Origin of the sequence: Bradyrhizobium agreste, assembly GCF_016031625.1 — a bacterium.
GTDB classification, from domain to species: Bacteria; Pseudomonadota; Alphaproteobacteria; order Rhizobiales; family Xanthobacteraceae; genus Bradyrhizobium; species Bradyrhizobium agreste.
On sequence record NZ_JACCHP010000001.1, the window covers coordinates 612189 to 625273 of the forward strand.

9 protein-coding genes are annotated in these 13085 nt (G+C 66.4%); 6 read left to right on the forward strand and 3 right to left on the reverse strand.

The features are described 5' to 3' along the window. The first annotated feature begins 15 nt into the window (after positions 1–15). The 3 genes from HZZ13_RS02530 (at position 16) to HZZ13_RS02540 (ending at position 7751) form a co-directional block, all read left to right on the forward strand. Positions 16–6459: a non-ribosomal peptide synthetase gene (locus HZZ13_RS02530; protein WP_197958054.1), complete on the forward strand. Its 6444-nt coding sequence runs from the start codon at positions 16–18 to the stop codon at positions 6457–6459. A gap of 142 nt (positions 6460–6601) precedes the next feature. Beyond that, positions 6602–6784, forward strand: a complete 183-nt coding sequence (locus HZZ13_RS02535) for a hypothetical protein (protein WP_197958055.1) — start codon at positions 6602–6604, stop codon at positions 6782–6784. Between the two features lie 235 nt (positions 6785–7019). Further along, positions 7020–7751: a 4'-phosphopantetheinyl transferase family protein gene (locus tag HZZ13_RS02540; protein WP_197958056.1), complete on the forward strand. Its 732-nt coding sequence runs from the start codon at positions 7020–7022 to the stop codon at positions 7749–7751. Between the two features lie 237 nt (positions 7752–7988). On the opposite strand, the gene HZZ13_RS02545 is transcribed toward HZZ13_RS02540, so the two are convergent. The 3 genes from HZZ13_RS02545 to HZZ13_RS02555 all read right to left on the reverse strand — a co-directional run bounded on the left by HZZ13_RS02545 (position 7989) and on the right by HZZ13_RS02555 (position 12128). Next, entirely contained in the window at positions 7989–9014 is a 1026-nt protein-coding gene (locus HZZ13_RS02545; RefSeq protein ID WP_197958057.1) for a histone deacetylase family protein, read from the reverse strand. A gap of 131 nt (positions 9015–9145) precedes the next feature. Next, on the reverse strand, positions 9146–10084 hold the full coding sequence (locus HZZ13_RS02550) for an SMP-30/gluconolactonase/LRE family protein (RefSeq protein ID WP_197958058.1): 939 nt from the start codon (positions 10082–10084) through the stop codon (positions 9146–9148). Next, positions 10041–12128, reverse strand: coding sequence for a PQQ-dependent sugar dehydrogenase (locus HZZ13_RS02555; RefSeq protein ID WP_197958059.1), 2088 nt, complete (start codon positions 12126–12128; stop codon positions 10041–10043). Before HZZ13_RS02555 ends, HZZ13_RS02550 begins: the two co-directional genes overlap by 44 nt. 200 nt (positions 12129–12328) lie before the next feature. On the opposite strand from HZZ13_RS02555, the gene HZZ13_RS02560 reads away from it, so the two are divergent. The 3 genes from HZZ13_RS02560 to HZZ13_RS02570 form a co-directional block, all read left to right on the forward strand. Beyond that, complete coding sequence (locus HZZ13_RS02560; RefSeq protein ID WP_197958060.1) at positions 12329–12562, forward strand: DUF6894 family protein; 234 nt, start codon at positions 12329–12331, stop codon at positions 12560–12562. 9 nt (positions 12563–12571) lie between these two features. Continuing rightward, complete coding sequence (locus HZZ13_RS02565; protein WP_197958061.1) at positions 12572–12748, forward strand: hypothetical protein; 177 nt, start codon at positions 12572–12574, stop codon at positions 12746–12748. Positions 12749–12887: 139 nt separating this feature from the next. Further along, on the forward strand, positions 12888–13085 hold a 198-nt coding region (locus HZZ13_RS02570; RefSeq protein WP_246504256.1), incomplete at its 3' end, for a helix-turn-helix domain-containing protein.

Consider the following 13085-nt stretch of genomic DNA (forward strand, 5'->3'; position numbering starts at 1 on the left):
TCGGACCAAAAGGGAATGGCGTTGTCGGACATTGCATCCGGAGCGGACGAAGCATCAGCCGGCTCCACGGCCGAAACGAAGGTATTCGCGCATATCAGCGGCCTTCTCGAATTCTACGCCCACAGGATGCCGGCGGCACCCGCACTCCTCGCTCCCGGCCGGCCGGCGCTCAGCTATGGCACACTGGCCGCGTCGATCCGGCAACTGGTTCGTACCTTGCGTGGACTCGGCATCGGTCCCGCAGACCGCATCGCGGTCGCGCTGCCGCGCGGCGCCGATACTGCGCTGGCGCTGATCGCAGTCGCATCAGGCTGCACCTGCGTCCCCGTCAGCCCCGATCTGACGGCGGACGAGCTGCAACGCTATTTCAGCGAACTGAAGTTGACGGCGCTCGTGACCCGGGCCGACATGAACTCGGCGAGCCGTGACGTCGCCAGGGTGCTCGACATCGCCGTGATCGATTTCGTGGCGGGGCCTGCCCACGATCTCGGCGGCTGCGCGTTCATCGCTCCGGCGATCGGGCCGGCCAATGCCGGCGGCGCTTCGCGCGGCGACGACGATGCGTTCATCCTGCTGACGTCAGGCACGGCGGCGCGGCCGAAAATGGTGCCGCTGACCCACCGCAATGTCTGCCTTTCCGCCTACAATGCCGGCCACGTGCTGTCGCTCACGCCGCACGATCGCCTGCTCAACGTCCTGCCGCTGTTTCATGCCCATGGCTTGATCTCCGGCCTGCTCACGGCGCTGGCCGCGGGCTCCAGCGTGATCTGCACCGACGGTTTCGACGCATCGTCGTTCTTCGGCTGGATGCGGGAGTTGCAACCGACCTGGTACACGGCGGTGCCGACCATTCATCGCGCATTGCTGACCGCGGCGGAAGCGAACCCGGACCGCGCCCGACCGTCATCGCTACGCGTGATCCGGTCGGCTTCGGCCTCGCTCGCGCCAGCGATTCTCGCCGGGCTGGAGACAACGTTCGGCGTTCCCGTGCTCGAGACCTACGGCATGACCGAGGCGGCCTCGCAGATCGCGGCCAATCCGTTCGAGCTGCGCAAGGTCGGATCGGTCGGCCGCGCCGCCGGCCCGGAGATCGCGATCATGGACGAGACCGGCCGCGCGCTCGCAAGCGGCGCGCACGGCGAGATCATGCTGCGCGGGCCGAACATGAGCCGCGGCTATTACAATGACGAGGCGGCGACGCGGGCCGCGTTCCGCAACGGCTGGTTCAGGACCGGCGACCTCGGCTATCTCGATGACGACGGCTATCTCTTCATCGTCGGCCGCATCAAGGATGTCATCAACCGCGGCGGGCAGAAGATCTCGCCGCTGGAGGTGGAAGACGTCCTGCTCAGCCATCCGGCGGTGCTGGAAGCCGGCGTGTTCGCGGTCCCGCACGAGAAGTTAGGCGAGAACGTCGCGGCCGTCGTGGTGCTGCGGCCGAATGCCGAGGCGACCTCGGATCAGTTGCGCCAATTCGCACGAAAGCGGCTTGCGGCCTACAAGGTGCCGAGCCTGATCCGCAGCGTGGCGGCGCTGCCGAAGGGCGCCAGCGGCAAGGTCAAGCGCAATGCCCTTGCCGAGCTGATTGCAACCGTCGAGGCGAGTAATGAGACCCGGCCTCCGCGCAATGCGGTCGAGAGCCAGCTCGCCCAGATCTGGGCCGGCCTGCTGGAGCTGCCGCAGGTCGGCGCCGACCAGGACGTCTTCGCGCTCGGCGCGGATTCGCTCGCGGTGACACAGATGCGCTCGCGCCTGCGCGACCGCTTCAATGTCCACTTCTCGTTCGAGGACATCTTCGATTGCCCGACGGTCGCAGCGCTTGCGGCCCGGATCGAGACCGCCGCAAGCTTGCGCGAGACGGCGCTGCCGGCCTGGCGCCGGCTTGCGGGCACGGACGCACCGCTGTCGTTCCAGCAGCAGCGGATGTACGTGCTCTCGCGGCTGGACCCGACCCGGTACAATTATAATGTCGTCGAAGTCGCCGTCCTCAAGGGCCTGGTCGACGCCGCCGCGCTTTCTGCGAGCCTCGCTGCGATCTGCACGCGCCATGAGGCGCTGCGCTCGGTGTTCGTCGAGCGCCAGGGCGAGCCGGTGCAGCTCGTGCTGTCATCGACGCCGCGGTTGGAGCGCATCAAGCTCAAGCCATGCCCTGCCGCCAGGCGGCCTGCGGCAATCCGGCGCGAGGCGCTCAGGCTTGCGCAACATGAGTTCGACCTGGCCCACGAGCCGCCCCTGAAGGCCACACTGCTGTCGTTCGACAGGAGCAACCATGCTCTGGTGATCAACGTCCATCACCTCGCCACCGACGGCTGGTCGCAGCGGCTGTTCTGGGAGGAGCTCGCCGTCCATTACGCCGCGGCGCGCAAGAAGCATTCGGCCGCACTGCCTGCGCCTGCCTTCCAGTATCGCGACTTTGCGCTCTGGCAGCAAAGCTGGGCGCAAACGCCGGCGGCGAAGGAGCAGCTCGACTATTGGAGGGCCCAGCTCGACGGCGTCACCATGCTGCCGCTGCGAACCGACAGACCGCGGCCCGAGGTCTGGAGCGGGCACGGCGCGCGCCACTATCTCGAATTCTCAAGATCCCTGTCGGCCGAGCTGCGCGCGCTGAGCCAGAACCAGGGCGTCACGCCGTTCATGACGCTGCTCGCGGCGTTCCAGTGCCTGTTGTTCCGCCACACCTCGCATGAGGACGTCGCCACGGGATCGCTGATCGCCAACCGCAACCAGATCGAGAGCGAAGGCCTGATCGGGCTGTTCGCCAACACCCTGATCCTGCGCAACGATTTCAGCGGCGATCCGAGCTTCGGCGAAATGTTGCGGCGGGTGCGGCAGGTCACGCTGGACGCCTACCGCAACCAGGATCTTCCGATCGAGGAGGTGTTGCGCGCATTGCAGGTCGGGCGCCGCAGCGACGGCAATCCGCTGTTCCGGATCATGTTCATCCTCCAGAACGCCTCGATCGAGGCGGCGCGCTTTCCTGGCCTGTCGACGCGGCGGCTGGAAGTCGACCCCAAGGTGGCGCGGTTCGACATCACGCTCGAACTGGTCGAGGCCGATGGCCGCTTCAGCGGCTTCTTCGAATACGCCACCGATCTGTTCGATGCCGCAACGATCGGAGGCATGGCCGCCCAGTTCAAGACGCTGCTCAAGGCCGTCATTGCCGATCCGGAGCAGCGCGTCTCGCGCCTGCCGCTCCTGACCGAGGCCGAACGCCGGCAAGCGCTGGCGAAAGGCCGGGGCGTGCCGGCCAATTTCACCGCGCGCGGCAACTTGAGCGACCGCTTCGATCGCCAGGCGAGGAAGACGCCGAACGCCGTCGCGGTCTCGGACGGTCGCACCTCCCTGACCTATCGCGAGCTGGCGCACCGCAGTGGGGCGGCCGCGCGCTGGCTGGCCCGCGAGGGCGTCGGCGCCGAGAGCGTGGTTGCCCTGCTCGCGGAGCGCGGGCCCGACCTGCTCGCCGCGATGATCGCGGTGCAGCGCGTCGGCGCGGCCTTTCTCAATCTCGATCCCGACCAGCCGACGGCACGGCTCTCCACTATCCTCGGATCGAGCTGTGCCCGCGTGCTGTTGACCGGACGGGCTCAGTCCGCCATGGCCGAGGCCCTGCTCGAACCGCTGGTCGAGCGCATCCAGGTCGCCGAGCTCGACGACGCGGTCGCGCCAAGGGCCAACAAGCCAGCCCGCGCCGCACGGCGCGCCGCCTCGAGCCTTGCCTATCTCGTCTATACGTCCGGCTCCTCCGGCGCGCCGAAGGGCGTCATGATCGAGCAGCGCGGCCTGTCGAACCATCTGGCCTCGCTCATCTGCGCGCTCGGTCTCTCCGCCAAGGACGTGATCGCGCAGACCGCGCCGCAGAGCTTCGTCATCTCGGTCTGGCAATTCCTCGCCGGGCCGATGGTCGGCGCGCGCGTCCATGTCTGCGGCAACGCGATCGTGCAGGACCCGATTCTGCTGGCGCGCGAAATCGAGCGCGAGGGCATCACGGTGCTCGAGATCGTGCCCTCGCTGCTGCGCCTCATTCTCGAGCGTATGGACGAGGCGCAGGTCCAGCGCGCCTTCGCGAAGCTGCGGCTGCTGATCTCGACCGGCGAGCCGTTGCCCGTCGACCTCTGCCGCGACTGGTTTGCCCGCTGCGCGAGGGTGCCGCTGATCAATGCCTATGGCGCCTCGGAATGCTCCGACGACGCCTCCCTGCATCGCCTGACCAAGGCGCCGGCGACCGCGACGGCCAACGTTCCGGTCGGCGCGCCGCTGCCGAACACGCAGCTTTATGTGCTCGACGCCTACCTCCAGCCGCAACCGGTCGGCGTGATCGGCGAGCTCTGCATCGGCGGCGCCGGAATCGGCCGCGGCTACATCAACGATCCCGCGCAGAGCCGGCAGCGCTTTCTGCCCGATCCGTTCTCGCGCCAGGCCGGCAGCCGGCTCTACCGAACCGGCGATCTGGCCCGGCGCCGCGCCGACGGGACGATCGAATGCCTCGGCCGCGCCGACCATCAGGTCAAGATTCGTGGCTACCGGATCGAGCTCAAGGAGATCGAGAACGCGCTCGCCGAGCATCGAAGCGTGCGCGCCGCCATCGTCGAACCGCACCGCGAGGCGAGCGGCGACGTCAGGTTGATCGCCCATGTCGTCGCCAGGCCCGGCAGCCGCAGCAGCGCCAGCGAGCTGCGCGACTTCCTGAAGAGCCGCCTGCCCGGCCACGCCATCCCCTCCGCCTTCCTGTTCCTGGATCAGGTGCCGCTCAACGCCCATGGCAAGATCGACCGCTCCGCGCTGCTGGCGTCCATGCCGCCGGAAACGTCCGGCCCGGATGCGGTCGTCCCGGCACGGCGCTTCACCGAAAAGGTGCTCTCCGACATCTGGATCGACCTGCTGAACGTCGGGCGCATCAGTGTTACCGACAATTTCTTCGACCTCGGCGGCCATTCGCTGCTGGCCGGCCAGGTGATGGCGCGCATCGGGCGGGCGCTCGGCGTCTCGCTGCCGATCAAGACCATCTTCGAAGCACCGACGATCGCGGGGCTGGCGCGGCGGGTCGACCAGGCCTTGGCCACGAAGCCGCACAAGCCTGCCGCAAGCCTGCCACGATCAGCTGCGGGCGGGCTGCCTGCGCCCTCCATCGGGCAGGACCAGATGCTGCAGATCGAACGGAATCTGCCGGGGTTGCCGCAGTTCAACCTGCCGTTCGCCCTCCGTCTGCAGGGCCCGCTCGATTCGGCCGCCTTGGCAAAGGCGATCGACGACGTCGTGCGCCGGCACGAATCGCTGCGCACCGCGTTCGCCTGGAAAGGCGAAGAGGCGGAAAGCCGCATCGCCGCGCCGCGCAGGCTCGGCCGGATCATGACAGTCGAGACGATCGGCGAGGGTCATCCCCACAACAGCAAGCGGCGCAAGGCGCTCGAGCTCAGGAAGGTCGATCTCCTGATCGAGCAGGAGGCCTATACCCCGATCGACACCACGCGCGCGCCGCTGTTGCGCGCCCGGCTGTTGCGGCTCCACGACGTCGACCACGTGCTGCTGCTGACGCTGCATCACGCCATCGTCGACGGCTGGTCCATCGGCGTGCTGTTCGAGGAATTGTCGAGCCGCTATGCGGCGCTGGCCGGATATCCGTCCGCGCCGTTACCGAGCCCGCCACCGGCCTTTTCAGACGTCGCACGCTGGCAGCGCTGGTGGTGCGGCACCGACGCGGCGCGCCGGCAGGCTGCCGACTGGACCAAGAATTTGCGTGGAGCGGGCCCCCTCTTCGACGGCGAAGCGAGCCCGGGCGCCGCCACCGGGCATCATCCGGTCAGTCTCGAGCACGAGCTGATCGTCCGCCTGACGGCGTTTGCCGGCCAGCACAATTGCACGCTGTTCATGTGCCTGCTCACCGGCCTGAAAGCCATGCTGCTGGCCCGGACGGGGCGCACCGACATCGCGGTCGCGACCGCCATGGCCAATCGTGCCCAGCCGGACACCGACCGAATCATCGGCCCGTTCGAGAACACGGTGATCGTCCGCACGACGATCACGCCGGATCTGACGTTCGCGCAGGCCTTGAAGCGGGTGCGCCAGAGCGTGCTCGAGGCGCATGCGCGGCAGGAGCTGCCGTTCAACCTCCTGGCCGATCGACTGGAGCAGGAGGGGATCGACCCGGCCTCGCTGCTCCAGGTCTATTTCACGCTGCAGAATCCGCTGCGCCGGCCGCTCGATCTCCCGGATATCGCGACGGAATCGATCGGCAACGTCGCGCGCGAAGGCCAGCCGGTTCTGCCGATCGACCAGACCTGGCTGTCGCTGATGCTCAAGGAGCGCCCGACCGGTATTACCGGCTCCTGCAATTACAAGCGCGATTTGCTCGAGGGCCGGGCGATCGGCGAATGGATGGATGATCTCGTCGCGCTGCTGACGGCGGCGATCGCCCAGCCCGGCGCACCACTCGGCAGGTTGCTCGCGCGCAGGGCCGCCTGACGCCGCTCATCGCGGGGAAATGCGGGTTCGCGCGCCAAAGCTGTGTATGATCAAGTTGCATCTTGATTATTTGACATCAGCGCGCAAGATTATTCCCGGCCTTTGATTTGGGATGTTTATTTTCAACCGGGGGAGTGTTGTTATGGGTTTCACCAAATTTACCAAGAAGACCTCGCTCAGCGAGGAGGACCGCAAGGCGCTGCAAGACCTCCTCAATTTCGAGAAGCAGAAACTCACGGACGAGCTGAAGGATGTCGAAGACAGCCTGAAGGCTCTGCGCGGGTACAAGAAGAAGAAGGCCAAGAAGAAGTCCAAGAAGAAATAAGTTCGTCGGCCGGGACGCCGCACGAAGCTCGGGACTTCAATTTTCGATCTTCAGTTTCGGAATTGGCCGCTTGCTGTCGGCTCGCACAAGCTTGCGCGTGTAAACCGGCCTGCAAATCGACAAGAATTCGCCCGGGTGGACCGCTAGGAACGGTCCTCCCGGCTGATTCTTGCTCAGTTGTTTCTTCCGTCGGGGACCGGGGATTTGGCCTCGCCCGACGCCATGGGCCCAATTGATGGCAGACGACAGAATCGAGCTCTTTGTCGGACTGATCGAGACCATTGACGCGCCGGGCGCGGTCGATGCGTGCCGACGCCTGCTCTCGGTTGACGAGCTGGCCCGGGCCGACCGCTTCGTGTTCGATCGGCATCGGCGGCAGTACATTTTCGCACATGCCATGTTGCGCCTGGCGCTCTCGCAAGTCGCTTCCAACGTGGCGCCGACCGACTGGTCGTTTGGCGCGGGCCGCTATGGCCGGCCGTTCGTCGCAGCACCAGCCACCTCGACCGCGCTGCATTTCAGCCTGTCGCATGCCGACGGCTGCGTCGCCTGCGTGGTGTCGCGGCATGAGGCCGTCGGGGTCGACGTCGAAACCGTGTCGCGGCGCGTCGCGCCGCTGTCCACCGCGCTTCGCTTCTTTGCGCCGGAGGAGGTCGAAGCCCTGCGCGGACTGCCGGAGCCCGCGGCGATCGAGCGCTTCTTCGACTATTGGACGCTCAAGGAGGCCTATCTGAAGGCCAGGGGCTTCGGGCTCAATCTGCCGCTCGACGCCTTCGCCATGCAGGTGTCACGCGAGGCCATCGAGATCAGCTTCAAGCCCGACATCGTCGACGATCCCGATGGCTGGCGCTTCTCGCTGTGCTCGCCGTCGCCCGCGCATCGCCTCGCGATCGCCGACGGCTCCCGCGCGGACGGCGGCCTTCCCATCAGCCGCCATGCCTGGCCTCTCCGCGAAGCGGCTGAGTGAGGCGCACCGCGTGTCTGCAAGGCGCTTGCGCCGAGCGGGTCGCTTTAAGTCGCGAGCGACGCGGCTTCTTCTCCCTCTCCCGTTCTTACGGGGACGCGACGAGATTCGCTCGCGCTGAGAGGGTCGGGGTGAGGGGCCTCTCTCCACACGTGAGGTTATCGAGGGACCTGTACCCCCTCACCCGGAATTTGCTCTCGCAAATTCCGACCTCTCCCCGCAAGCGGGAAGAGGTAAGCATCACCGCGCCTCTTCGAATCCTGCCAGCACCGAAGTCAAATTCGCGCCGAGGATGTCCGAGAGATAGCCGCCTTCCTGCACCAACACGGTCGGCAGGCCCAGCTTCGCGATGGCCTGGCCGATGCGGCGGAAGCCGGGTGTGGTGACGGCCAATCCCTTCAGCGGGTCGTGCTCGGAGGCATCGAGACCGAGCGCGACGACGAGCGCGCCCGGCGCAAACGATTCGATCGCCTTGCGCGCGAGGTCGAGCGCTTGCATGTAGCCGTCATCGCCGGTGCCGATGGGAAGCGGAATGTTGAGATTGGTGCCGAGGCCGGGTCCCTCGCCACGCTCATGCGCATAACCCCAGACGTAGGGATAATACGCAACGGGATCGGCGTGGATCGAGATCGTGTAGACGTCGGGCCGGGCATAAAAGATGCCTTGCGTGCCGTTGCCGTGATGGACATCGACGTCGAGGATCACGACGCGCTCATGCTTCTGCCGCAGATGCGCCGCCGCGATCGCGCTGTTGTTGAGGAAGCAGAAGCCGCCGGCCATGTCGCGATAGGCGTGATGGCCGGGCGGACGGCAGAGCGCGTAGACCGCGTCCTCGCCGTCCATCACCATCTGCGCTGCGGTGACCGCAACGTCGGTGGCGGCGCAGGCCGCAGCCCACGTGCCCGGGCCGATCGGCGCCGCGGTGTCGGCGGTGTGCCAGCCGAGCTTGCCGACGATGTGGGTCGGATAGGTCGCAGCATGGCGCACGGGATGGATATTGCCGATCATCTCCGGGCCGGAATCGCCGAGCGCCGTCCAGGCGTCCCAGGCTTCGCTCAGGAACGACAGATATTCGGGACTGTGAACGCGTGCGCGCGGCCCCTGCCCGAATATCTTGGGCTCGACCAGTTGATGCCTGCCGTCCTTCAATCCCTTGAGCAGGCGGTCGGCGCGCTCGGGCTGCTCGGTGGTGCGCTTGACGACACCGCGTACCAAAAAGAATTGCGGATCGTGGCTGCGGTGCAGTTCGGTATAAACGGCTTTCACTCAAACACTCCGTGGTCGCATGCTACTGGACGTGCCGCAGAGTCTTGATCGCCACGGCCGCCGGATGCAAGCAAGAACAATGCCGGCCATCGTCGCGCTGCCCTGCGCCGAAAGCAGAGCGCTTGCGAAGCTCAGCAACGTCCACGCTGGAGGCAGTGCTCGCGGCCCGGCTGGTCGGTGCGGAAGGACTCGATAAAGCCGCCCTGGCGCTGGGTGACGAAGACGGTCTTGCCGTCGCTGCCGCCGAAGGCAAGGTTGGTCGGCTCCTTGGCCCTCAGCGGGATCTCGCGCTCCACCGCGCCGGTCGGCTTCATCAGCGCAATCGTGCCCTTGAGAATGCGCGCGACGTAAAGGCGGCCGGCAATGTCGGTGCGTAAGCCGTCGATGGTGTCGGGCTGAAACGCCTTGACGAGTTTTGCCGCCGTCAGCTCGTTGCCGCTGATCGCATAGGACCAGATCTGGCCGCTGCTGGATTCCCCGACATAGAGCGTCTTGCCGTCAGGGCTGAGATCGATGCCGTTGGTGGTGCCCATCGCGCGTGGCGCCGACATCACCCGTCCCTGCACCGTACCGTCGGCTCCCCTGGCGATACGCCAGATGTAGCCTTCGCGCCCCTTCCAGTTCGGATCGCTCGCATAGATCGTGCCGTCGGGCGCGATCGTGATGTCGTTCGGCTGGCTCATCTCGTCGGAGTGAAACCACACCGCGGGCTCGGTCGCACCCTTGGGGATCGCGAAGATGTTGTGCTTCTTGTAGTCGGCGATGAACATGGTGCCGCTGCGATCGAAACGGATCGCGTTGCCGACGCTGCCGTCGGGGAGCGTCGTGAACAGCTCCGAGGCGGCGCCACCCGCGGGCAATTTGCCGATGGTGCCGGGCTTGCCGAGATTGACGACGTACAGATTGCCGGCGAGATCGGCGGCCGGCCCTTCGATCCCGAAGGTGTATTCGCTGGCGGGCGTCACCTGTGCGCTTTCGAACAGTCTTGTTTCGGCAGCGGCCGGCAGCGTGGCGACGAGCAGGATGCTACTGCACAGGCACCAGAAGTTCCTGCCGGATGTAATAGCCATCGCCGTCGGTGCACTCGCCGTTCAGATAGGGATCGGCTGGCCGGAAGAATCGGCTGAAGCCGGGTCTGTCTACAGCGCTCCTTTGTGTCACGACGACGACCTTTCCGGCCGGTATTTCGCCGCATTCCTTGCTGGCCTTGCTGAAGAACTTCCGCTGCGGCGGACCCGGCTTGATCCGCATGCGCGTGCCCGGAACCATTTTGGCGACGAACAGGTCCGCCGTATCGAGCAGGCGCTTATAGCCGGGCTCGGCCTTCGGCAGGTTCTCGCCGCCCGGCGGCATGAGCTTCTCGGCGCCAAGGCCGCGCAGGCGTGTGCGCAGCCTGCCGGCGTCGGGATCGCCCGGATAGATCCAGCCGTCCTGCGACAGCATGAAGTGCAGCACCGCCCTGTCCTTCTCCGCATCCGATTGCCCCGCGCGCAGGCCGAAATCCGAATGGCAGCCGACGCAGTGCTTCTCGACGAGGCCCTTGCGCAAGGCGGTGAGGCGAACGCTGTTCTGCGCGTCCCTGGCGACGAAAGCTGCCAGCTGGTCGATCATCGCCTGGCTGCGCGCATCGCAGGGGAGCGGCTGAGCGGGCTCGCCAGCCGCGCGATCGATCCGGATCACGGTCTGGTTCTTGTCCTCGACCAGCCAGATCGCGCCGTCCTCCGCCACCGTCATGCCGACCGGCGCACCCTGCGGCCGCGCGCCGTTGACGCGGTGCCAGCCGGCGATCAGCTCCTCGAACGGCGCGGCGGCGACCTCGCCGGCATCGGTCTGGAAACTGCGGGTCGGCTCGGCCGCGCAACTGACGTGATAGCGCACCGGTGCCGCACTGGGTTTTGGAAAGCCGCGATCGTCGACGTCATAGACCAGCAGCCGGCTGCCGGTCGGCCGATAGCCGTGCAGACCCACCAGCAGCTTGCCCTCCAGCTCCGGGAATTTGGCGCCGTGGTAATACAGCATCGCGAGCGGCGCGCCGTGCGGCGGCAGCAGCGAGAGCGGCGCCTTGTAGAGCGCATTGGCCGAGCAGAACGACTTGTACGCGCCCGATTGCAGCACGAGCCTGAATTCGGGGCTCGGCGTCGACACATCGTAGCAATAGGGCCAGCCGTAGTGCCTGCCCGACTCGATCGCGTTGATCTCCTCGTTCGGCTTGAAGATGTCGGCCAGATCGCGGGCATTCTCGCCCTGCAGGAAGGCGTAGCCGGCATCCGGAAACATCGGGTGCAGCGCCAGCGCCATCGAGTTGCGCAAGCCGCGCGCATAGATCGTGTGCGGCGGGTCGGGATCGCCGGGTTTCAATGCTGGGAAGACGCCGCCTGCGGGCGGCGTGAACAGCCAGATCGAGGCCAGCGCGGAGGCGCCCTCGGCCGCCGCGCAGGGTTTTGTGATCGGCGCAGGCGTGATGCAATCGTCGCTGTGCGAGCCGACATTGACGAACAGCCGGCCGTTCCGGTCGAACACGAACTGCTTGAGCGGATGCGCGCTCTCATCGAGCCTCTTGCCATCCGGCAGCGTGATCCGGCGGCCGGGCAAGTGGCGGATGATGGTCTCGACCGTGCTGCGTGGATTGTCCGCAAGCGGGTCGAACCGGAAGATCGTCTCCGCGGTCGAGGCATAGAGCTTCCTGTCCGGGCCGATGACGAGCGCGAACGGATATTCGAGGCCCGTCAGCAGATCCTTGAAGCGTTGCCCCTGCGGGGCACGCGGATCGAGCAGCAGCAGCCGCCCGTCGCTGTGGCCCCAGCCGCCCATGTCGGCGACCACGAACAGGTCGCGGCCGGGCACCTGGACGATCGCGCGCGGAAATTTGAGACGATCCTCTTCGCTGGCAACGAGGCCGGCGCAAAATCCCACCTTCATGTCGATCTGGATCCTGGGAAAGGCGAGATCGCGGCTGCCGCAGGCTTCCGTGCCGATGGCGTACCCGCTCTTTCTCACCGGCTCGGACGAAGCCGAGGCGAATCCGAGCAGCGCGGCGGCCCAAAGCGCTGCAAGAACGACCGCTGCAGGCAAGCGCAGAGTTCGCCGTTCGCGCGCGAATGTGAACTGTTTCACGGTGACCCCCGGCTTCCCGCGGACGTTGTTCCATGCCGCCGCAGCGCCGTCCAGTCATCACTCGCCTGTGATTAAACCTGTAACGATCTTCGTGCCGACCAATGTCCGTAAATTCCCTTACCGGGTTCGACCCGAATGTTTCGCGAATGCTTCGGGTGGTATCGGTTTGCCATCCCAGTTGCTCCCGATAGGAGACGCACATGGTCCAGGTCTATTTTCACTGCTCGAACACGGAGGGCACGCTGATCGACCGCTACGGCGCCGCCGTGTCCAACCTCACAGAGGCCCGCGACCGTGCGTCCCAGATCATGCGCTCGATGATCCTGACGCCCGGCGCCGAAGACTGGCGCGACTGGGTGATCCATGTCAGCGACGACGACGGCGAAGAGATCTTCGATCTCCCCTTCACCGCCATGCTCGGCAAGCCGCATTGAGGTGATGTCATGTTGCTCGCTTCCCTGAGCCTGCTGCGCCAGCCCCTGAGCTTCGTCGCCACCAGATGGCAGACGCTGATCCGCGTCGCGGCCAACCCCTATCGCCCCGAGCTGCACTACATGCGCGGACCCGGTCCGGCATGGCGCGCCAAGTACCAGGCGAGCCGGTTGGATCGCATGCGCTGAGGCGACGCTTACCGCGCTTTTGCAGACATCTGTATCTTTCGTCATGGCCGGGCTTGTTGTGCGGACCGGGGACATGGGTAACACCGTTCGGAGACATGGGTAACACATCGACGGCATGGAAGGGCTTGGGAGGGCCGACATGCCGTGGCGCGAGGTGTCACTCATGGACCAGAGGAAAGAGTTCGTTCGATTGTTCCGACAGGCGGACGTGAACCGGCGGGAGTTGTGCCGTCGCTTCGGAATAAGTCCGAAGACCGCGTACAAATGGCTGGCTAGGGCGACCACGGCAGAGGCCGCCGAGGAGGATTGGGCTCAGAACCAGTCGCGGCGGCCGCAT

Bases quoted from the DNA above. Each gene is read 5' to 3' on its own strand.
- HZZ13_RS02565 (WP_197958061.1), top strand. From the start codon at position 12,572: ATGTTGCTCGCTTCCCTGAGCCTGCTGCGCCAGCCCCTGAGCTTCGTC.
- HZZ13_RS02540 (WP_197958056.1), top strand. From the start codon at position 7,020: ATGGCAGACGACAGAATCGAGCTCTTTGTCGGACTGATCGAGACCATT.
- HZZ13_RS02530 (WP_197958054.1), top strand. From the start codon at position 16: ATGGCGTTGTCGGACATTGCATCCGGAGCGGACGAAGCATCAGCCGGC.
- HZZ13_RS02560 (WP_197958060.1), top strand. From the start codon at position 12,329: ATGGTCCAGGTCTATTTTCACTGCTCGAACACGGAGGGCACGCTGATC.
- HZZ13_RS02535 (WP_197958055.1), top strand. From the start codon at position 6,602: ATGGGTTTCACCAAATTTACCAAGAAGACCTCGCTCAGCGAGGAGGAC.
- HZZ13_RS02550 (WP_197958058.1), bottom strand. From the start codon at position 10,084: ATGGCTATTACATCCGGCAGGAACTTCTGGTGCCTGTGCAGTAGCATC.